A 20109-nucleotide genomic window follows, 5' to 3' on the forward strand; every position below is an offset into this window, starting at 1 on the left:
TGCGTGCTGGCATGCCGCTCAGATCGACTTGGCCAGCCGGTACAGCATGAAGGCCCCGGCAATTTCCAGCGCCAGGGCCGACAGCAGCATCGTCTTGCCGGTGGGATCCTTCCACATCATCAAGATGTAGCCCGCGTTCAGCATGAACAGGCCGCCGGCCACCACCAGCGGCAGCAGCCCCAGGATCCACGCCGACAGCCGGGTCTCGGCCGACAGCGCCATCAGCTCGCGCTGGGCCTGTTCGCGGTCGCGCATAAAGGCGGCGGTGCGCTCCATCACCACATCGGCGCGGCCGCCGTAGCGCACCGACAGGCGCAGCACGGAAGCCACCAGCACCAGTTCCTCGACCTTGTACACGCGCCCGACCTGCAGCACCGCCTGGTCCAGCTCCTTGCCGGCGCGCTGCAGGTGCACGGCCTGCACCAGGCATTGGCGCAGCGGCGCCTCGGTATTGGCGATCGAATTCTGGAACGCCGCCGGCACGCTGCTGCCGATCGTCATCAGCCGCACCACGCCGTCCAGGAACCCGGGCAGTTGCGACAACAGCTTCTTGTGCAGGCGGCGCACGCGGTTCCAGGCCGCGAACGCCGCCACGGCCAGCGCCACGATCAGGGCCGACACCGCGCCCAGCCATTGCCCCGCCACCGCGCCGGCCAACGTGCACAGCACCACCGGCGTGATCCAGACGATGGCGGTACGGCGCGTCGGCGCCAGGTCGGCACGCCGCAGGAAGTCGTCCCAGCGGCGGCGCAGGTCGCGTGCGGGCAGTTGCAGCGCCGGATCCGGCGCCTGCGCATAGCGCAGGCGCACCTGCTCGGTCTGCGCCTGCAGGAAGGCCTGCTGCTGCTCGCGGCGCGCACGCGCCTGCGCGCTGGCCAGCAGCAGCAGGCCCAGGCCGGTGATGACCAGGGCCGTGGCGGCGAGCAGCAGCGTGGCGCTAGACATCGAAGCGGTCGTCCAGCATGAAGCCCGGTCCGCGCATGCGTGCCAGCTTGGGCGAGTGCGGCAGCAGGCCGAGCGAGAGCCAGCGGTCGGTCTCGGTACCGTCCGGGTTCACGTAGGGCTCGTGACGGTACAGCTCCTGGGTGGAAATGATGTTGTCGCCCAGCCCGGTGATCTCGGTGATCGAGACGATGCGGCGCTTGCCGTTGGAAAGCCGCGCGATCTGCACGATAAAGTCGATGGCGTTGGCGATCTGCCGGCGCAGGCTCGCCTCGCTGCCCTGGAAGCCGGCAAAGCCGGCCAGCATCTCCAGCCGGTACAGGCATTCGCGCGGGCTGCTGGCGTGGATGGTGCCCATCGAACCATCGTGGCCGGTGCTCATCGCCTGGAGCATCTCCAGCACCTCGCCGCCGCGCACTTCACCCACGATGATGCGGTCCGGGCGCATGCGCAGGCTGTTGCGCAGCAGGTCGCGGATCGACACCACGCCGGTACCCTCGAAACCGCCGGGACGGCTTTCCAGCCGCACCACGTGCGGGTGGTTCAGCGCCAGCTCGGCGGTGTCCTCGATGGTGATGACGCGCTCGGTGGTCGGCACGAAGGTGGCCAGCGCATTGAGCAGCGAAGTCTTGCCCGAGCTGGTGCCGCCGCTCACCAGGATATTGCAGCGCGCCTGCACCGCGGCCTGCAGCAGGTCGCAGATCTCGGGGCTCATGGTGCCCAGCCCCTGCAGGTCAGCAGGCGTCATCGGGTCCTTGCGGAACTTGCGGATCGACACCACTGGACCCTCCAGCGCCAGCGGCGGGATCACCACGTTGATGCGGCCGCCGTCGGGCAGGCGCGCATCGACCATCGGGTTGGACTCGTCCAGCCGCCTGCCGATCGGCGCCAGGATGCGGCGCACGATGCGCAGCAGGTGGCCGCTGTCGGTAAAGCGCACCGGGATGCGCTCCAGCACGCCGTGGCGCGACACGTAGACGTCAAGGTGGCCGTTGACCAGGATGTCTTCCACCGCGGGGTCGTTGAGCAGGTCTTCGATCGGGCCGAAGCCGGCCAGCTCCTTGGTCAGCGCCTCGGCAATCTGGCGCAGCTCGGCCTCGTTGATGGGGATGCGGCGCAACCGGGTAAAGCTCTCCAGTTCCAGGTCGACAAAGCGCTGGATCGCGGTACGCGACCAGCGGCCGAACTCTGCGCCGAGCTCTTCGATGCGGGTCAGCAGGTGCTCGTGCGCCGCTTCCTTGATGTTCTGGAATTCCTGCGAGACCGGAAACGGTGCGGGGGCGTTGTCGGAGAATTCAATCGCTTGCGTCATGTCAGGTTCCAGTGCGTGCCACGCGCACCGCGCGCAGCGCCTCAGGCAGTTTGTCCTTCATCCGCGCCAGCAGGCTGGTTTCCCTGGCCTGCGCCGCGCGGTAGCCCAGTCGTGCCAGCAGGTCGGCCAGGGCGCGCACATAGGGGTCGTGCGGATCGTCGTCGGCCAGCACCGCGCCGCGGTTCATGGCCAGCACAAGCGGTGCGCGGCTGTCGGGCAGCGTGCCCACCGACTGCACACCCACGCGGTGCGCGATCTGCGCGGCATCCACGCCCAGGCGCGCATCGAAGCGCGACACCAGCAGGTGCAGGTCGTCGCGCTCCACCTCGCGCGCGCGCAGCTCATGCACCAGCTCCGCGGCCGAAACGATCGCGCCCACGCTCTGGTCGGCCACCAGCACCACGCTGTCGGCGGCCTTGACGATCTGCGCGGTGAACTCGGCATTGCCGAAGCCGCCCAGGTCGATGATCTGCATGTCGAAGAACGCGCGCAGCCGCTCCAGCAGGCTGATGGCTTCGGAGTAGGAGATGTCGCGCAGCTCGCCCAGCGCCGCGGGCAGCGGCAGCACGCATACGCCGTTGCCGTGGCGTGTCAGCGCGGTCTGCACGAAGACCTGGTCGAAGCGGCGCAGGTTGCGCACCGCCTCGACAAAGTGGAAGCCCGGACTCAGGTTCAGGTACAGCGCGCCGTCGCGCGCCGGCAGGCCCAGGTCCAGCAGCAGCACTTCGGCGCGCGCGTCGGTCTTTTCATTCAGTGGCAGGTGGCGGCGTGCCGCCGCGGCCAGGTTCACGGCCAGGCTGGTCACGCCCACGCCGGGGCGCGCGCCCAGCAGCGCCACGATCTTGCCCTGGCGCGCCGACTCGGCCTGGCGCACCTGCTCGCCCGGCACGGCCAGGCGCTTGACCACGGCCTCGGCATCGGCCGGCGCGTCGCGCAGGTCGATAAAGTCCTTCACGCCCACGCGCAGCGCCGCCAGCATGATGCCGGGCTCGTCGGCATGGCCCACCGCGACCAGCGGCAGGCCCGGGAAGAGCCGCAGCAGCTGCTCGCCCAGCCGCGCCGACGCGCCGGCCAGTTCCGTCGAGAAGTGCAGGAACACCAGCCCCGGGCGCAGCTGGGCCACGCGCTCGAGAAAGGCTTCCTGCGCGCCGCCTTCGGCCACCAGCGTGCCCAGCCCGCCCAGGACCTTGCCCAGCCAGTCCTTCACTTCGTCCTGCGTTGCGTGCAACAGAAAATAATCCATCTCTCCGCCTCAAGCTGTTGGCCATGCCTGCCGGCACGGCCGGCGGCTATTTTGAGAAACCCGGCAAAGTCGGGTCCGCGTATTCGCCCAGCACATACCAGCCCCATACATTGGGGTTGCCGTTGGTGCGGCCATCGGCACCAACGGCTTGCGCCGCCGGCGCGCCCTTGGCCAGCGGCTTCACCAGGCGCGGCGTGACCACGATCATCAGCTCACGGTCTTCCTGGTGGAAATTCAGGTTCTTGAAGAAGGCACCGATCACCGGCAGGTCGCCCAGCACCGGGACCTTGTTGACGTTGCTGACGGTGTTGCGACTGACCAGCCCGCCGATCACGAAGCTCTCGCCGTCACCGAGTTCCACCGTGGTGTCGGCGCGCCGCGTGACGATGGCGGGCACCACCGCGCCATTGATCGAGATGCCGCGCGAGGGGTCGAGGTCGCTCGCCTCCGGCGCCACCTTCAGCGCGATGCGGTCGGCCGACAGCACCGTGGGCGACACCGTCAGCCCGATGCCGAATGGCTTGAACTGGATCGTGGTCGTGCCCAGCGCCTGCGGCACCGGGATCGGGATCTCGCCGCCGGCCAGGAAGCTGGCACTCTGGCCGGACAGCGCCACCAGGCTGGGCTCGGCCAGCACGCGCGCCAGGCCATTGGCCTCCAGCAGGCTGATATTGGCGAAGATACCGTGTGTCAGCGACGCGGCCACCAGGTTGAAGGCATTGCTCATCGGCGACGCGATGTCGGCACTGAAACTGCCCGGTGCGCCGCCGCTGCCGGGCGTAAAGGTGAACTTGTTCAGCGTCGATGGCGAGAACGTGCCGAAGGCAAAGCCGGAGTTGTTGCGGAAGAAGTTGATACCGACTTCCTTGAGCACGGTCTTGCTGATCTCCACCACCTTGACGTCGACCTGCACGGTGCCGGAGAGCGGCACGGTAGAGCGATCCACCACCAGGCCGGGCTTGCCATCGGTCTTGCCGGTGGTGGCCGCGCGCGCCGCCGCCTGCGCGCGCGCCGCGGCATAGGCATCGGGCGACTGCCCGGTGATGGTGGCACCGGCGGCGGAATAGCCAAGCTTGGCGCCATCGGCATCGGGCGCGATGGCATCGACCTGCACGTTGTAGGTCAGCGGCTCGGCGCCGCCGCGCGTCCACACCATCACGTCGGTCACGCCAGGTTGCTTGGCCACCAGCAGCACGCTGGGGGCACCGCGCGTGCGCAGCACCAGCGCGTCGGCCACCGCCGGGTTGCCCACCGCGACGCGTTCCACCGGTTGCGCGCTGCGGATCTCTTTCTGCGCGCCGGCCAGCAGGCGCAACTGGCGCGCGTTCACGGCTTCCTGCGCCTGTGCGCGCGGCGCCAGTGCGCACCACGCGGTAGTGGCCAGCATCGCGGCCAGCGCGAGTTGCATCAGCCTGCGGCGCAGGGCCGTCGAATGGGCTGGTTTCTTCTGGATATGCATAAAGTCGGCGCCCACGTTCTTATTCGATCTCGCGCTTGCCCGCGCGAATGACTTCCACGCCTGCGCTTTGTCTCGCCTGGGCTGGCGCGGGCGGCGCGGCAACCTGCAGCGGCCGCGGCGCCGGCGCTGCCACCGGCGCGCGCGGGGCAGAGGCGCCGGCGGGGGCGGCCAGGCCGGACAGCATCACGCCGGCCATGGCCTTGTCGGGGGCCGCGCGCGGCGCTTCGGCGGGAACGCCGGCGCGCGCGGCCAGCGCGGGCGGGGGTTCGGCAAACATGCCGTCGCTGGGCATGGCTTCGTCCTGCGGATTGCGCAGCGCCAGCAGCAGGCGCCCGGACTGCTGCGCCATCGCCAGCCGGCTGACCTGCTCCAGCGGCACCGACAGCACCGCGGTCTTGGCGCCTTCCTGCCGCGCCATCATCTGTTCCGGCTTGGCGTTCTGCGGCCGGTTGACCGAGGCGACGCCGTAGGCCAGCACGCGCAGGCGCGACAGCAGCATGCGCGCCTGGCTTTCCGGGATCTCCTGCTGGTCGCGGCGCAGCACCAGGAAGACATCGACATAGTCGCCCGGCTGCACCTGGTTGCCGACGCCGATGACTTCATCGACTGACACGGCCACCGCGCGTTCGCCCTCCCGCACCTGCGTGGCCAGGCCAGCCAGCAACTGGCTTTCGAGCACCGGCACGTTAGCGCCAAGCGCCACCAACGGCACCTGCCCGGTCACGCGTGCCACCTCGCCGTAGGCGCCGGTGGGATCGATCGGGAGCATCTCGACCTTGAGCGCCTCGGCGGCAAGCGGCTTGCCCGCTTCCACCGCTTGCGTGGTCACCACCACTGCGTGCAGCGGTTTGGCGGACGTCGATGCCGCGGGCGCCTGTGCCGGCTGGCGGCCCACCTGCCACGCCAGCAGCGCAAGCAGCAGCGCCAGGCCAAGCAATACCACCGCCAGGAGTCGGATCTGCTTGCTGGTCATGCGGATTTCCTTTGGATGGGCATGGCGGCTCAGATATCAGGAGAAAGCTGGACCATTGCCGAGCCTGACAGCGTTGCAGGGACCGGGACCATCGGCACGGCGGGGAGGATGTTGGTGGTGGGAAGGTTCAGCGTAACCTGCACGCAGACATCGGTGGAGCCGGATGCACAGGGCACTGCCTGCGCAACGTTGCCGGTGGACAGCAAATTCCTGATGGATGTGGGAAGCGTGCCGCGCGCCATCGCAGCCGCTGCATCGACGCGCGCGCCTTGCGTGGCCGCGAGGCCTGAGCCGGAAACGCCCGCTGGATAGCGCAGCGCAGCGCGCGCGCCTTCTTCGGCGGCCAGCGTCAGCACCTGTTGCAGCGCCAGCATCACACCGTAGTAGACGATGCCGATCACGATGGCGAGCAGCACCGGCGCCACGATTGCAAACTCGATCGCAGCGCTGCCGGCGCCGTGGCGGCGCCGGTTGATCCCCCTGTTGACCCTTGCGTGCAACAACATCTGAAACCCCGGTCCCTTGGTGTTCTTTCGCGCCGACCGGCGGCGCAGCCTGCTTGCCACTAGCCTGTCCGGCTAATGGCCCGCAGCCATCCAGGCCAGCACGCCCACGGCCAGGTACGCGGCATATGGAATGCCGCGCGCCCGCGAAAACTGCGCCGTAGGAATAGGTCCGCTGTCCTGGTGATCGATGGCTTGACTTGTAGCCGGCGCGCGACCGCCCAGTGCAATCGCCAGCAGCGCGTGCACCAGCCCGAGCAGGTTGCCGACGACCCATGCCGCTACCAGTCCTTGCGGCCCGGTGAACAACCCCGCCACGACCAGGAACTTGACGTCACCCGCCGCCATCTGCCCGAGGGCATATACCGGCAGTGTGACCGCAAGGCCCAGCCCGGCGCCGATCAGGCGCGTGGTTAGCGGCAGTTCCATGCCCTGTCCGGCGAGCAGTGACAGCCCGAGGGCCAGCACGGCAGCCGCCAGCAAGGCGTTGGGAACGCGCCGGTGGAGGAAGTCTGTGTAGAGGGTCGCCGCGCAGAGGAGCGCGGCAATCACGCCGGTCTTATGGTTTCGACTTTACTTGAACCATCCCGAAACCGTGACCGAAAGCCGATCGAAGCTGGCGTTAAGCTCGGTGCCGAGTTTGCCAGCGCCGACGGCAATCGCCAGAGCAACAAGCCCGACGATCAGGCCATATTCGATAGCCGTCGCTCCGCGCTCATCCTTAATAAAGCGTGCAATGAGTCGTTTCATGATTTCCACTCCCGAAGTGATCTGTTGCCGCGATCACGCTTCCCCCGTTCGATTATCACGGTGCTCTGTGGCCCGCTCTTTTATCGACTTTTCACGCTTGCTGCGCTTTCTTTTTAAGACATGGAATGTCTCAACCATACCCCTCCTACGGGTGATAGCAATGACCCAAAGGGGTTAAGACGCGCGTTTGAAACGACCCGGCACGCCCGGGTCCACAGGTTGTCAAAGAGCAGGCAGACCGGCCGGGAACCGGCCTGCAACCTGGCATTGCGGTCATACGGCCGCAATGCCAGCCAAAATAAAAAGATGCGCTGCGACGGGGTGATGAGCGACAGCGCACCGTGAAAACACCTAGCCGGGATGAGACATTTCAGCGCAGCAGGCCACCCACCAGCGGCAGCTGCAACGCCTTGTGGTCACCGCTGCCACCCTGGCTGTCGTGTGCGCCTTGCTTCAGCCCGCCGACCAGTCCGGTCACCGGCGCCAGCAGCGCGGTCACGGGACCGAGCGCGCCGCCCGCGGAACCGCCCTCACCGCCGCCACCGACCTTGGCCAGCGGCAGGTTGTTCAACACGCCGCCGAGCAGGTTGCCGCCATGGCCGCCATCGCCACCGTACCCGCCGCCCGCGCCTGCCAGCGGCAGGTTGCTCAGCAGGCCACCAAGCGGATTGCCGCCGCCCTGACCATTGCCGCTGAGGATCGCGCCAGCGGCCGCGACCGTCTTGCCGGCCTCAGTCACCACGCCGCCCAGCGGCGAGACCACCGGTGCGTGGGTGTTGCTGATCATGCTGCCGCCTGCAGCCACCGTATTGCCGACCTTGTAGAGCAGGCCGTTGGCCGGCTCGCCCAGGTGCGTGGCCGCTCCCAGTGTCTGCGTGCCGTCGGTGCCCTTGCTGGTCAGCGGCACGATGACTTTGCTGACCGAATTCGTGACCTGCGCGACCGGGCCTTCGGACAGCACGCTTTTCAGCTTGTAGCTGCCATCGTGCACCGCGATGCCCACGTGCCTGACCAGGCCACCCACCGGGGTGGTCACCGGTGCCAGCGGTGCCAGCTTCTCGGTGCCCAGGCCAGACACCAGGTCGCCGCCGCTGATCAACGCCTCGCCCACGTCGTGGACCACGTTGCCGGTGCTGGCCACCGTCACGCCAACCGGGTTGTCGACCGAGCCCATCTGCCCCAGCCCATCGCGCACGCCGGCACCGAGCGAGCCAACCGCCTTGCCGGCCTTGATCACCACGTCGCCGGCGCTTTCGCGCGCCGTGGTGGGCAGCAACGGCAGCGGCGCCTCCTGGATAGTCTTGCCGATGTCACTGATGGCATTGCCAGTGGCCACCACGGTATTGCCCGCGCCTTCGGTCACCTTGGCCGTGGGCGTGGTCTCGCTCGATGCGGACGGTGCCGGGTTGACCGGCGTGTCGGTGTTGCCGCTGTTCGGCCGCGGATTGGCGCCGCTGCCGCCACCGCTGGACGAACAGCCTGCCATCAGCAACGCAAGGGCGGCCACGCCGGCCGCGGCCAGTGAGGTCATGCCATGCTGCGACGGATGCTTGATTTTCATTGCCCTTCTCCTGTCTTGTTGGCCACGGTGCTGCCGGCCGTCTTGTCTTATGTGCGCCGCATGGGATTGCCGACGAGCCTCCCCGGTGTCCCGCTTTGTTCCTCTGGCGGACCGCTCCGAAGCGGAACGGCAAGACCGTGGAACGCGAGATCGTCGGCGCGTCTGGACAACCAATGGCAAGGCGCGTGCCAGCGGCGCCAGCGGTGCCGGCACGGAACCGGCCGCGGCGCTGCAAGCCTTGCCTGGCGCGGATTGCCGGGTGATGCGGGGTAGCTGCGGGCCGGACACAAATGCCGTTGCGGCGCGGACCTGAGGTGTTACGTGCTACGTAACGTGTTCCGGGAACATGGGAACACGGAGGCGCGAATGACCGTGGCGGGAGGCCGTGGCAGTGCGCGGCACGGCGCGCTTGCCTGGCTGGATCGCCATCGTCGCAAGCCCGCCGTTCCGGCTGTCTTGTTCCCTGCAGACGACACACGTTACGTAACGCGTAACGCGCAGCCGCCCTGACACCCCATCCCCGGCAGCGCCGCAAGCAGGTCCCACCGCTTCCCTGGAATCCGCGCCCGGCAAGGCTTTGCGGGCACCACCCCCGACTTCCGCAGGGTCCGCTCCAGGACGCGTCGCAGCGCTGGCATACCGATTGCGCCATATCCGTCACCGCCGCACGCAGAAAACGAACGCGATGCGCGGCCGAGCGATTTAAACGACGGGAATGAGGGAACAGAACATGCGCAAACAACAACTCGCCGTAACGGCACTCCTCGCAACCTTGCTGGCCCTGGGTGGCTGCGCCAGCGGCAGCGGATCGACCTCCATGGGCACCAGCGACACGGCGGGCACCAATGGCGGCGCCAAGACTACGGGTACCGATGGCACTGGCGGCATGGGCGGCTCCGGCGGCAGCACCGACGTGGCCAGCGGTGGTACCGGTGGCACGGGCGGCGGCACGGGTGGCACTGGCGATAACAATGGCGGCAATACCGGCGGCGGCGAAACGCCCACCGCACGGACCCCGACCGCCGAGGTCATCAACAATACTGGCAAGGTGCTCGACAGTACCGGCAAGACGGTCAGCGATCTTGGCGACAAGCTCGGCAGCAGCAACCTGCCGCTGGTACCGACCCAGACACAAACCGGCCTGGGCGACGCCGTAGCCTCCGCCGGCGATGCCATCGGGGCACTGGCCACGGGCCTGCAATCGGGCCTGGGCAGCATGCCGAACTCGGATAATCCGGTAGGCACCACGGTAGCCAGCACCGGCAACGTGGTCACCGAACTTGGCAAGACCTTATCCAGCACCGGTACCGCCGTCAGTGGCCTTGGCACCGGCCAGCTCGCGCCACTGGCGCCGCTGACCTCGCCGCTGGGCACGGTGGTGAACGAGTTGGGCAAAACGGTGAGCGGCACTGGCGAAACGCTGACCACGGTGCTGTCGACCGGCGCGGTCGAGCAGGTGACCACCACCACCAGCAAGCTGATCGTGCCGATCACCTCGCAGCTGACCGGCGCCGCACAGACGCTCGGCGCGGCCACGGGCCTGGGCGCACCGACCACCAGCCTGCTGGCGGCCGTGGGCGGTGCGCTCGCGACGGCCGGCACCACGCTGCAACAGACCAACACGCCGGTGATCTCGGGCGTCGGCGGCGTGGTGAACGCCACCGGCACGACCGTGGCATCGCTGGGCGGCGCAGCGAACGGGCCCGCCAGCGGCGGCGGCCTGGGCGCGCTGAGCCCGGTACTGGCACCGGTGACTGCGCTGGCCGGGGGGCTGACTGGCGGTGCAGGCGCTGGCGGCACGGGTTCGCCGCTGGCGCCTGTCACCAGCCTGGTCAGCTCCATCACTGGCGGCCTTGGCAGTGCCACCGGCGGCGGCACAGGTTCGCCGCCAGTACCGGTCACCACCGCGGTCAGCGGCGTGGTGAATGGCGTGGTAGGCGGCGTCACCGGCGCCGCGGCGGGCACTGGCACCACCAGCCCGCTGGCCCCCGTCACCAGTGTTGTGGCCGCCGTGACCGGCGGCGCCACCTCCACCGCGGGCAGCACCACCAGCAAGACTTCGACCACCAGCGCCACCGGCGCCATCGGCGGCCTGGTTGGCGGCCTGCTGGGCGGCCTGACCGGCGCGCTCGGCCAGAAGTAATCCAGCCTCAGCCTCTGCCCTGGCGATCGCCTGATCGCGGGCAGCGGAGCACACCAGATTCAACGTAGCGGCCACGCGCCGAACCGGCGGCATCGGACGGCAGGCGCACGGGGGTAGCGGCAATCCCCGCGCCAGTGGCACGCGACGTCAATAGCCGCAGTATTTCCTTACAGGGGTTTTGCCATGCGTGCACGTCATCGCGTTGCCGCGCTGCTGGTCAGCGTCGGCGCGTTCCATCACGGCCTGGTCCAGGCCGATCCGCGCAGCCCGGTCCAGGGCGACCCAACCCAGACGCTCCCGAAGATTGCTCCGGCCCGGCCCGACAGCAGCGTGACCGTGCAGGTCGAACGGCCGCAGGCGGCCATGCAGGACCTGCTCAATACACGCCTGACACCGCGCCGCTTTCGCATCGAAGGCGCGAAGACGCTGCCGTTCGAGGAGGTAGCCGCGCAGTTCAAGCCGCTGGCCAATCGCGAGATCACGGTGGCGCAGTTGCTGGAAGCGGCCAACACGGTGACGCAGATGTACAAGGACCGCGGCTATCCGCTCTCGTTTGCCTTCGTGCCGGCGCAGGACTTTGCCAACGGCGATGTGCTGATCACCGTGGTCGAGGGCTATGTGGCCAAGGTGACGGTCACAGGCAAGGCGGGCCCGGCAGAGGGCCGGCTGCGCGCCATTGCCGAGAAGCTGCAGCAGGACCGCCCGCTACGCCAGGACCGCTTCGAACACTACGTCAATGCACTGGCCCTGCAGCCCGGGCTGCAGGTGGCGGCCACGGTGCAGCCGCCGACCACCACCGACGGCGCCTGCGAGATGGTGCTCGACGTCAAGCGCAAGCCGTTCACCTTCGGCACCGGCATCGAATACATGTCGCCAGGCCTGCGCGCCATTGCCACCGCGACCAGCAACAGCCTGACGCCGCTGGGCGAGCAGATCTCGGTGTCGGCACTGTTCCCCAAGGGCCGCGACAACGAGGAGTACTACGCCGCCAGCTACGCGCAGCCGCTCGGCACCGAGGGCATGATCGCGCGGCTCAATGCCTCGCACTACCGAGGCGTGCCGCAGAACGCCACGCTGGAGGCGATCGGGTTCAATCCGCGCTACGTCAACGACACCAAGCGCATCGGCGGCTCGCTCAGCTATCCGCTGCTGCTGTCCAACGCGCATACGCTCACGCTGACCGGCGGCTTCTACGGCGCCGACCAGTTCGAGCGCTACACCCACACCGCCACCGGCACGCGCGTGACGCTGGGCACCAACGTGCGCGTGGGCACCGCGGAGCTGACCTACGCGCAGCGCGGCGAAGGCGTGAGCCGCAATGCCACGCTCGGCCTGTACAAGGGTTTCGATGCGCTGGGCGCGAGCCGCCAGAACAACACCAACGACCTGAGCTTCTTCCGCACGCGGCTGCTGCTGTCGCAGTCGAAAGACCTGCCGGCGGGCTTCGGCCTTACCGTGGCCGCGGCGGGCCAGTACAGCGGCGACCGCCTGGCCTCGGGCGAGCAGATCAGCTTCGGCGGACGCTTCTTCGGGCTGGGCTATCCCGCCGGCGAAGTGGCGGGCGACAAGGGCTGGGGGGCCTCGGCGGAAATCAGCCGCCTGTTCCTGCCCGACATGACCTACCTGCGCACCATCCAGCCCTATGTGTCGGCCGACGTGGCGCGCGTGTTTTCCAACAGCGTGTCGCTGTCGCACCGCAGCCTGTCATCGGTAGCCATTGGCGCGCGCTTCTCGGACCGGCGCTACTACACGCTGGATCTGTCGGTGGCACAACCGGTAGGTGACAAGCCAACCAATGCAAGCCGTCGGTCGCCGCGGATCAACATGACTTATTCGTACCAGTTCGATTGAGCTGGTCGCGTTTGGGCTGACGACACCAGGTTTCCCTGCACCCGGCCGACGGCAGTCTCGCGTCGGCCGATTTTTTGATCCCGAAGGCTGCATCTGGAGCGAGCACGCGCACCAATCCGCACAGGCAGCGCAGCCCGTGCCGTCGCGCAATTCCGCCGCGCAAGCGCGGCGCCGCACTCAGCTCACGCGGAAACCGATCTTCAGCGTGACCTGGTAGTGCGCGATCTTGCCGTTCGTGATGTGGCCGCGCGTTTCCACCACTTCGAACCAGTCGATGTTCTTGATGGTTTCACCGGCCTTGGCAATGGCGCTCTGGATGGCCTGGTCGCAGCCATCGGGTGAAGATCCGACGATCTCGACCAGCTTGTAGGTATGGTTGCTCATATCCCTCTCCTTGGCGGGCGGACCCGCGGGGGTTCCATCCATCATAGGCGCGGGTGCGGATAGTCCCAAGGGCAGCGGCGGTGCAGCGATGCTGCACCGGATAGCCGGCCGCAGATCCTGTTACACAATCACGCTTTGCCAGTGGCGTATGCGGCTGCTACGCTGCGAACCCGCCCCGACAGCATGCGGCGCGCGGCGCGCGCATGCCGTCATTCACCGACGCAAAGATCCGCCGTGACTTACAGATTCATTCGCCGGGCCGTGCTGGGCCTGGGCCTGGCCGCCGCCGTGTCGGCCTTCACCTCGTTCAGTCCCTTCGCGCTACTGGCGCACGCCCGCTCGGCTTCCACCTTCGACCAGGTGACCGACACCATCGCCAACAGCATCAGCGAGACCTTCAACGAGGCCGTCGCCAACCACTTTCCCGCGCGCACCGGCAAGCCGGCCCAGCCGCCGGATGCGAAGCCGGTGCCGGCCAAGCCGTTTGCCGATGGCAGCGGCTACACGCTGTGCTTCGTGCCCGATGGCGCGAGTTGCCAGGCGCTGCTGATCAATGCCATCCGGAGCACGCGCCATCGCCTGCTGATCCAGGCCTATTCGTTCACCAGCGCACCGATTGCCGAGGCCGTGGCACAGGCGCACCGGCGCGGCGTGGACGTGCGCGTGATCCTGGACAAGAGCCAGCAGTCCGAGCGCTATACCAGTGCCACCTACCTCAAGCATGCCGGCGTGCCGGTGGTGATCGACAACAAACCCGCGATTGCGCACAACAAGGTGATGGTGTTCGACGACCAGGCAGTCTTCACCGGATCGTTCAACTTCACCAAGTCGGCGCAGGAGCGCAACGCCGAGAACGGCATGCTGATCCGCGGCGACGCCGCCGTGGTCAGGGCCTACACCGACAACTGGAACAAGCGCTACCAGCAGTCGCGCGCGTACTGACGGCAGCAGCAGGGCGCCCTGCCCTGCACGAAGCGGCGCGCAGTGGCAAACTTGCAGCTTTCCTGTTCAGCCCCCTTCCGGAGAGCCTTTCCCCATGACAGCCATCCCCGACAGCCAGTGGATCCGCGTTGACACCGCCGCGGGCAGCTTCGATGCCTACCTGAGCCTGCCGCCGGCAGGCGTGCAGCCCGGCGCGCCGGGCATTGTGCTGCTGCAGGAGATCTTCGGCGTCAACGAGCATATCCGCGCCGTGGCGGACCAGTACGCCGCCGACGGCTATGCGGTGCTGGCGCCGGACGTGTTCTGGCGCCAGGCGCCACGCGTGCAACTGGGCTACGAAGGCGACGACATGGCGCGCGGCATGGCGCTGCGCAAGGCGGTGGATGTCACCGCCGCGCTGGACGATATCGCCGCCACGGTGCAGGTGCTGCGCCAGCACACCGGCGCCGGCAAGGTGGCGGCGGTGGGCTATTGCTTCGGCGGCCTGCTGTCGTACCTGAGCGCGGCGCGCGGGCTGGTGGATGCGGCCGTGCCCTACTACGGCGGCGGCATCCAGAACCAGCTGCAAGAGGCGGCGAACATTCGTGTGCCGGTGCAGTTCCACTACGGCGCGCTCGACGCGCACATCCCGCCAGAGGCCGTGCAAGGCGTGCGCGACGCCATGGCCGGCAAACCCGGCAGCGAGATCTACGTCTACCAGGGTGCGGACCACGGCTTCAACTGCTGGGCGCGCGGCTCCTACCACCAGCCCAGCGCCGCGCTGGCGCACGGGCGCGCGCTGGTGTTCCTGTCGGAAGCGCTGTAGTCCACCCCGACGCGCTGTAGTCCCACCCCGAGACGCTGCCGCCTTGCCATGGCCGGGCGGCAGCCTTTATCCTCGGCGCTTGGCTTCAAGACTTGCTGGACCCACCATAACAATGGAGACCACACCATGCAGTCAGAGCAGCAGCGCGCCCTGCGCAACACCATTCCCGACGCCATTGCCCGCGCCGTGCGGCGCAGCCCGGGCAAGACCGCGATCCGCTTCGGCGAACGGGCCTGGACCTATCGCCAACTGGATCAGGCCGCGGCCCGCGTGGCCGGCGCGCTGGCGCAATGGGGCCTGCGCCCCGGCGACCGCGTGGCCGCCTTCGGCAAGAACTCAGACGCCTATGTGCTGCTGTGGCTGGCCTGCCTGCGCAGCGGCCTGATCCATGTGCCGGTCAATTTCTCGATGACAGCGCGCGGAGGCCGAGTACATCGTCACGCAGTCGGGCGCCAGCGCAATCTTTGCCGATCCGGCGCTGGCCGACCGCGTCGAGGGCCTGCCCTGCAAGGTCAGCGGCACGCTGCACGGCGGCAAGGTGCGCGATGTACTGGCAGCCGCCGCCAGCGGCCCCGCGGCACCGGTGTCCGATTCGCTCACCGACACCACACCTGCGCAGATCCTGTACACCTCGGGCACCACCTCGGCCCCCAAGGGTGCCGTGCTGACCCATCGCGCGCTGCTGGCCGAATACGTCAGCACCATTGCCGCCTGCGATATCCGCGAATCGGACTACTCGCTGGCCGCGCTGCCCCTGTACCACTCGGCGCAGATGCATGTCTTCCTGATGCCGCTGCTGCTGTGCGGCGGCACCACGCTGATCGCCGACAGCCCCGAGGCCGGCTATTGCCTGCGCACCATCCACGCCGAGGGCATCACCAGCTTCTTTGCGCCGCCCACGGTGTGGATCGCGCTGCTGCGCCATGCGGACTTCGATCCGGCGCGGCTGGGGTCGCTGACCAAGGCCTACTACGGGGCCTCGATCATGCCGGTGCCGGTGCTGCTTGAGCTGCAGCAGAAGCTGCCGGCACTGCGTTTCTACAACTGCTACGGCCAGAGCGAGATCGGGCCGCTGGCCACGGTGCTGGGCCCCGACGAACACGCCGGGCGCCCCGCCTCCGCCGGCCGGCCGGTACTGAACGTCGAGACCCGTATCGTCGACGAGACCATGCAGGACGTGCCGCCCGGCGAGCTGGGCGAGATCGTGCATCGCTCGCCGCAACTGCTGACGGAGTACTGGGACAAGCCCGAACTGACCGCTGAAGCCTTCACCGGCGGCTGGTTCCATTCCGGCGATCTCGGCTATATGGATGCCGAGGGCTACCTGTACGTGGTGGACCGGATCAAGGACGTGATCAATTCAGGCGGCGTGCTGGTATCGAGCCGCGAGGTGGAAGAGTGTCTGTACACTCACGGCGCGGTGGCCGAGGCAGCGGTGTTCGCACTGCCGCACCCGAAGTGGGTCGAGGCAGTGGCCGCCTGCGTGGTGCGCAAGCGCGGCCATGAAGACGCCGCCGAGGAAGAGCTGATCGCCCATGCGCGCCAGGCACTGGCACCGTTCAAGGTGCCCAAGCGCATCGTGTTCGTCGCGGACCTGCCGCGCAACACGGCGGGCAAGCTGCTCAAGCGCCAGCTGCGCGAGGACTACGCGCAGCTGTTCGGCACTTAGTACGGCACGGCTACGCCGTTCTCGACCTTGACGCGGTCGCCGATGCGCATCTGGTAGGCGTTGGACTGCGTCAGCGTCAGGTAGGCGTTGTCGCTGGTGCGCACGCGCACACGGTAAGCCGCGGCCGAGGATCCGGTGCGCTTCTCGACCTCGTTGCCGGCCACCGCGCCGGCAACCGCGCCGCCGATGGTGGCCACGGTATTGCCGCGGCCGCCGCCGACCTGGTGGCCCAGCAGTCCGCCCACGATGCCGCCGACCACGGCGCCCGCGCCGCTGGTCGAAGGCGGCTGGCCGGGCACCACCTCGATCGCCTCGACCCAGCCGTAGCGCACGCCGTAAGCCTGGTTGCCGTAGTTGTTGCCGTAGCTGCCGTCCGGATATGACTGCTGCGGATACGGCTGCTGGGGATAGCCTTGCTGCGGATACCCCTGTTGCGGATACCCTTGCTGCGGGTACCCCTGCGGGTAGCCCTGCTGCGCCGGGTAGCCGCTGATGGTGGTGCTGCCGCCATAGCCGCTGGTGCCGTAGCCGCTGCTGCTATAGCCGCCACCGTAGCTGCCGCCGTACCCTCCGCCATACCCGTTGTCGTAGCCATACGGCGTGGCACACCCGGCCAGCGCACCGGCGCCAAGCACCGCAAGCACAACCGAACGAAGGGGGATGGACATGTCAGGACTCCTGCGCTCTGCGCGTGTTGGGGAATGCGCGCGAGTCTAGGGCCGCCGGCAGCCAGCGGGTGTCACCGGAACCTGTGATTGGTAACTGCCTGTAACTGGCTGGCAGTGCAGGCCTGCCGCGGCTCAGGCGCGCTCGGCGCCGTCGTCGTTGAACTGGGTGATGCGGGCCACGCGGAAAGCGCCGCGCAGCGATTCCAGCTCGGTCCGGTGCAGCATCGCCAGGCGGTTCAGGTAGCGCTCGCCCTTGGCCAGCAGGTGTACCTGCACCACGCGGCGGTCCTCGGGGTTGAGCCGGCGCCTGACCAGCCCCGCCGCCTCGCAGCGGTTGACCAGCGCCACCACGCCGTGCTGCTTGGCCTGCAGCCGTTCCGCCAGTTCGCCGATCGAGGCCCAGTCCTTGTCGGCACAGCCGCGGATATGCAACAGCAGCAGGTACTGCTGCACGGTCAGCCCTTCCGCGCGCGCCGCATCTTCGGAAAACCGCAGGAAACGCCGCAACTGGTAGCGGAAATCCGAGAGCGCCTCGAAGTCGGCCTTGGTAAGCGATGTGGATTTCCGGGACGGGACGGACTTGCTGGGCATAAGGTGGCGAAAAAGCGCAAAGGAGGAGGAAAGCGCAGGAACCACGCGCAATACCACGGGTGCGCGGCCGGTCCCGCAACCGGGCGCACGCAATTATAGGGGCCGCGCACCGAGGCGCCAGCACAAACATGTCCGCCAGCTCATGTGCCCGGCGCACGGTTGCATCGTGCCGGCGTCAGGCTATGGCAGAATCTGTGCGGTTGCAGACACCTTCACCCGTCACCGGAAAACGCACCGATGTTCTCGGAAATCGCTCTCTTCCTGCTGGATACCGTCTTCACCCTGTTCGGCATGGCGCTGTTGCTGCGCGTGTGGATGCAGCTCACGCGGCTGCCTACGCGCAATGCGGTGTCCCAGGGGGTGTTCCAGATCACCGACTGGCTGGTGCGCCCGCTGCGCCGGGTCATCCCCGGGGTGGGCGGCATTGACTGGGCCACGGTGGTGGGCGCATGGCTGACCGCGATGGTGTTCCTGGTGCTGGTCGCGCTGCTCAGCGGCATCGACCTGCTCGGCTTCCTGCCGGCCATGCTGCTGACCGCCCTGCTCTATGTGCTGAAATGGACGATCAGCCTGGTAATGTGGGTCACGCTGCTGATGGCGATCCTGTCGTGGGTCAACCCGCATTCGCCGATCACCCCGGCCATCGACCACCTGACCGCGCCGGTGCTGCGCCCGATCCAGCGCGTGGTACCGCGCCTGGGCGGCTTCGATGTTTCGCCGCTGGTGCTGTTCGTGATCGCGCAGATCCTGCTGATGGTGATCGCGCGGCTGGGCGCCAGCATCTTCGGCATGCACTACTGAGCCAGCGGCGGCTCGGCACATTGTCCAGGGCTCTGGACAGTGTGTCGAGAATTGACCCTTTTTCTGCCCCGTGTGAAGTCCTACATTGCAGGCACCGTGGCGCTTCCGCCACGCACCCTGCCTGAGAAGGACCACACACCATGAAGACCATCGCCCAACGCCGCAGCCTGGCGCTTTCCCTGCTGTGCGCCGTCAGCCTGTCGTTTGCCGCGGCCGCTGCCCACGCCTCCGAACCCGTTTCCGACATCGCCCGCCTGGACGGGAGCATCGCCCACGCCGGCAAGGCCGACCCGTTCACTGACGGCGCCAGGACCACCGACCGCCGCGACGCATTCACCGACGGCGCCTGAGCTCCTGCCCTTTCCGTTGCCACGGCCCCGGCCGTGGCGGGCCCCCCCCCGCCCTCAACCCGCCGTGCGGGCCTCTCCTTCAGCCTGCCCGCTCGCGGCTGCTTCCGCCCCCATCCCCCCGTCCAGGCCCGCCTCGGGCTCCAGCTCGGACACCATCATCGATTCGATCGCTTCCATGAAGGCCCGCACCTTGCGCGGCTGCAGCCGCCGGTCCGGCAGCAGCGCGAACACGCGCAGCGGCGGCAGCGGGTAGTCAGGCAACACGCGCACCAGCCGCCCCTGCGCGATCTCGGCCTCGCAATAAATGACTGACAGCCGGGCGATGCCCAGCCCCGCCAGCGCGCCCTGCAGCCGCAGTTCGGCGTTGTGGGTCTGCATGCGCGGACGGATCGGCACGGACACGGTCTGGCCGTCGCGGGTGAATTCCCAGACGGTGTCGCCGGGCGTGGTCAGCGTCGGCATATTGGCCAGGTCTTCCGGGCGCAACTGCGCCGGCAGGCTGGCCGCCAGCGCCGGCGCGGCAAAGAGGCCGCGCTCGACATGGTAGATGCGGCGCGCCACCGTGCCGGAGTCGGGCAGGTCGGTGTCGACGACGACGAAGGCCACGTCAAACCCGTCGCGGATCGGGTCGACCAGGCCCTGGGTGATTTCCACGGCCACGTCCAGCGCCGGATGCGCCGCCAGCGTGCGGCAGATCACGCCACCCAGTTGCTGGGCGCCGAACTCATAGGGTGTGGCGATGCGCAGCACGCCCTGTACGCGCTCTTCACGCGCCAGCGTTTCCTGGCGGATTTCGCGCAGGCGCGCAAACAAGGGGGCGACATCGCGGTAGACCGCCTTGCCAGCATCCGTGAGGCGCATGCGCCGCGTGGTGCGCTCCAGCAGCTTGGCGCCGATGGCGGTTTCCAGCCGCGCCACTGCGGCCGAGACACGCGACTTGGGGCAGTCCAGCTGCTCCGCCGCGGCCGTGAACGTCCCCTGCTCGACCACGCAGCAGAACGCCTCCCAATCATTCCATTGGATTGTTTCGTTCACCGGACAATGTTTCCCTGACAAGCTGTAGTTCCCGACGGCAGGCCTACATTATGCTTGAGCGATGCAACAAACGCCTGTCCCCGCTGGACCGGACGCCTCAGCCCCCGCAGTTCCAGCAGCCCTAGCC

General features: G+C 68.3%; 19 protein-coding genes and 1 pseudogene. 7 read left to right on the forward strand and 13 right to left on the reverse strand.

The genetic code is table 11. The annotated features are described in order from the left end of the window. Window positions 1–18: 18 nt before the first annotated feature. The 9 genes from AC3WQZ_RS27925 to AC3WQZ_RS27965 form a co-directional block, all read right to left on the reverse strand. Complete coding sequence (locus AC3WQZ_RS27925) at window positions 19–945, reverse strand: type II secretion system F family protein (protein WP_011616400.1); 927 nt, start codon at window positions 943–945, stop codon at window positions 19–21. Beyond that, window positions 938–2254 carry a TadA family conjugal transfer-associated ATPase gene (locus AC3WQZ_RS27930; RefSeq protein WP_010809819.1) on the reverse strand — a complete coding sequence of 439 codons (1317 nt, stop codon included), beginning with the start codon at window positions 2252–2254 and terminating at the stop codon, window positions 938–940. Before AC3WQZ_RS27930 ends, AC3WQZ_RS27925 begins: the two co-directional genes overlap by 8 nt. A gap of 1 nt (window position 2255) precedes the next feature. Beyond that, window positions 2256–3497 (reverse strand): CpaE/TadZ family protein, encoded by a 1242-nt coding sequence (locus AC3WQZ_RS27935; protein ID WP_010809818.1) that lies wholly within the window; start codon window positions 3495–3497, stop codon window positions 2256–2258. Between the two features lie 46 nt (window positions 3498–3543). Further along, the gene (locus tag AC3WQZ_RS27940) at window positions 3544–4956 is read right to left on the reverse strand and encodes a type II and III secretion system protein family protein (protein ID WP_011616399.1); all 1413 of its coding nucleotides are present in this window, start codon (window positions 4954–4956) and stop codon (window positions 3544–3546) included. A 19-nt stretch (window positions 4957–4975) separates the two neighbouring features. Beyond that, on the reverse strand, window positions 4976–5929 hold the full coding sequence (cpaB, locus tag AC3WQZ_RS27945) for a Flp pilus assembly protein CpaB (protein ID WP_010809816.1): 954 nt from the start codon (window positions 5927–5929) through the stop codon (window positions 4976–4978). A 29-nt stretch (window positions 5930–5958) separates the two neighbouring features. Next, window positions 5959–6435: a TadE/TadG family type IV pilus assembly protein gene (locus AC3WQZ_RS27950; protein ID WP_010809815.1), complete on the reverse strand. Its 477-nt coding sequence runs from the start codon at window positions 6433–6435 to the stop codon at window positions 5959–5961. 72 nt (window positions 6436–6507) lie between these two features. Further along, complete coding sequence (locus AC3WQZ_RS27955) at window positions 6508–6984, reverse strand: A24 family peptidase (RefSeq protein ID WP_010809814.1); 477 nt, start codon at window positions 6982–6984, stop codon at window positions 6508–6510. 21 nt (window positions 6985–7005) lie between these two features. After that, entirely contained in the window at window positions 7006–7182 is a 177-nt protein-coding gene (locus tag AC3WQZ_RS27960) for a Flp family type IVb pilin (protein ID WP_010809813.1), read from the reverse strand. 370 nt (window positions 7183–7552) lie between these two features. Further along, window positions 7553–8743, reverse strand: coding sequence for a collagen-like triple helix repeat-containing protein (locus AC3WQZ_RS27965; RefSeq protein WP_010809812.1), 1191 nt, complete (start codon window positions 8741–8743; stop codon window positions 7553–7555). Between the two features lie 730 nt (window positions 8744–9473). Between AC3WQZ_RS27965 and AC3WQZ_RS27970 the strand changes: the two genes are divergently transcribed. Beyond that, window positions 9474–10886 (forward strand): collagen-like triple helix repeat-containing protein, encoded by a 1413-nt coding sequence (locus tag AC3WQZ_RS27970; RefSeq protein WP_037024324.1) that lies wholly within the window; start codon window positions 9474–9476, stop codon window positions 10884–10886. A gap of 183 nt (window positions 10887–11069) precedes the next feature. Continuing rightward, window positions 11070–12737, forward strand: a complete 1668-nt coding sequence (locus AC3WQZ_RS27975; protein ID WP_010809810.1) for a ShlB/FhaC/HecB family hemolysin secretion/activation protein — start codon at window positions 11070–11072, stop codon at window positions 12735–12737. 177 nt (window positions 12738–12914) lie between these two features. On the opposite strand, the gene AC3WQZ_RS27980 is transcribed toward AC3WQZ_RS27975, so the two are convergent. Beyond that, on the reverse strand, window positions 12915–13121 hold the full coding sequence (locus AC3WQZ_RS27980; protein ID WP_010809809.1) for a dodecin: 207 nt from the start codon (window positions 13119–13121) through the stop codon (window positions 12915–12917). Window positions 13122–13355: 234 nt separating this feature from the next. Here AC3WQZ_RS27980 and AC3WQZ_RS27985 point away from each other — a divergent pair, with 234 nt between their 5' ends. The 3 genes and pseudogenes from AC3WQZ_RS27985 (at window position 13356) to AC3WQZ_RS27995 (ending at window position 16537) form a co-directional block, all read left to right on the forward strand. Continuing rightward, window positions 13356–14063, forward strand: a complete 708-nt coding sequence (locus AC3WQZ_RS27985; RefSeq protein ID WP_231881474.1) for a phospholipase D family nuclease — start codon at window positions 13356–13358, stop codon at window positions 14061–14063. 94 nt (window positions 14064–14157) lie between these two features. Next, window positions 14158–14868, forward strand: a complete 711-nt coding sequence (locus AC3WQZ_RS27990; protein ID WP_010809807.1) for a dienelactone hydrolase family protein — start codon at window positions 14158–14160, stop codon at window positions 14866–14868. A 126-nt stretch (window positions 14869–14994) separates the two neighbouring features. After that, window positions 14995–16537, forward strand: a pseudogene (locus tag AC3WQZ_RS27995) (acyl-CoA synthetase). Here the strand turns inward: AC3WQZ_RS27995 and AC3WQZ_RS28000 are convergent. Together AC3WQZ_RS28000 and AC3WQZ_RS28005 are read right to left on the reverse strand one after the other, a co-directional pair. Continuing rightward, window positions 16534–17205 (reverse strand): glycine zipper 2TM domain-containing protein, encoded by a 672-nt coding sequence (locus AC3WQZ_RS28000; RefSeq protein ID WP_010809805.1) that lies wholly within the window; start codon window positions 17203–17205, stop codon window positions 16534–16536. The pseudogene AC3WQZ_RS27995 and the gene AC3WQZ_RS28000 overlap by 4 nt on opposite strands. A 132-nt stretch (window positions 17206–17337) precedes the next feature. Then, a complete protein-coding gene (locus AC3WQZ_RS28005; protein WP_010809804.1) occupies window positions 17338–17796 on the reverse strand; it encodes a MarR family winged helix-turn-helix transcriptional regulator in 459 nt (152 codons plus the stop codon). 237 nt (window positions 17797–18033) lie between these two features. Between AC3WQZ_RS28005 and AC3WQZ_RS28010 the strand changes: the two genes are divergently transcribed. Together AC3WQZ_RS28010 and AC3WQZ_RS28015 are read left to right on the forward strand one after the other, a co-directional pair. Next, on the forward strand, window positions 18034–18597 hold the full coding sequence (locus tag AC3WQZ_RS28010) for a YggT family protein (RefSeq protein ID WP_010809803.1): 564 nt from the start codon (window positions 18034–18036) through the stop codon (window positions 18595–18597). Window positions 18598–18737: 140 nt separating this feature from the next. Continuing rightward, on the forward strand, window positions 18738–18947 hold the full coding sequence (locus AC3WQZ_RS28015) for a hypothetical protein (protein ID WP_010809802.1): 210 nt from the start codon (window positions 18738–18740) through the stop codon (window positions 18945–18947). Between the two features lie 54 nt (window positions 18948–19001). Here the strand turns inward: AC3WQZ_RS28015 and AC3WQZ_RS28020 are convergent, their stop codons facing one another. Next, window positions 19002–19982 (reverse strand): LysR family transcriptional regulator, encoded by a 981-nt coding sequence (locus tag AC3WQZ_RS28020; protein WP_010809801.1) that lies wholly within the window; start codon window positions 19980–19982, stop codon window positions 19002–19004. Window positions 19983–20109: the final 127 nt, after the last annotated feature.

The organism is Cupriavidus sp. FW305-26, from assembly GCF_058787975.1.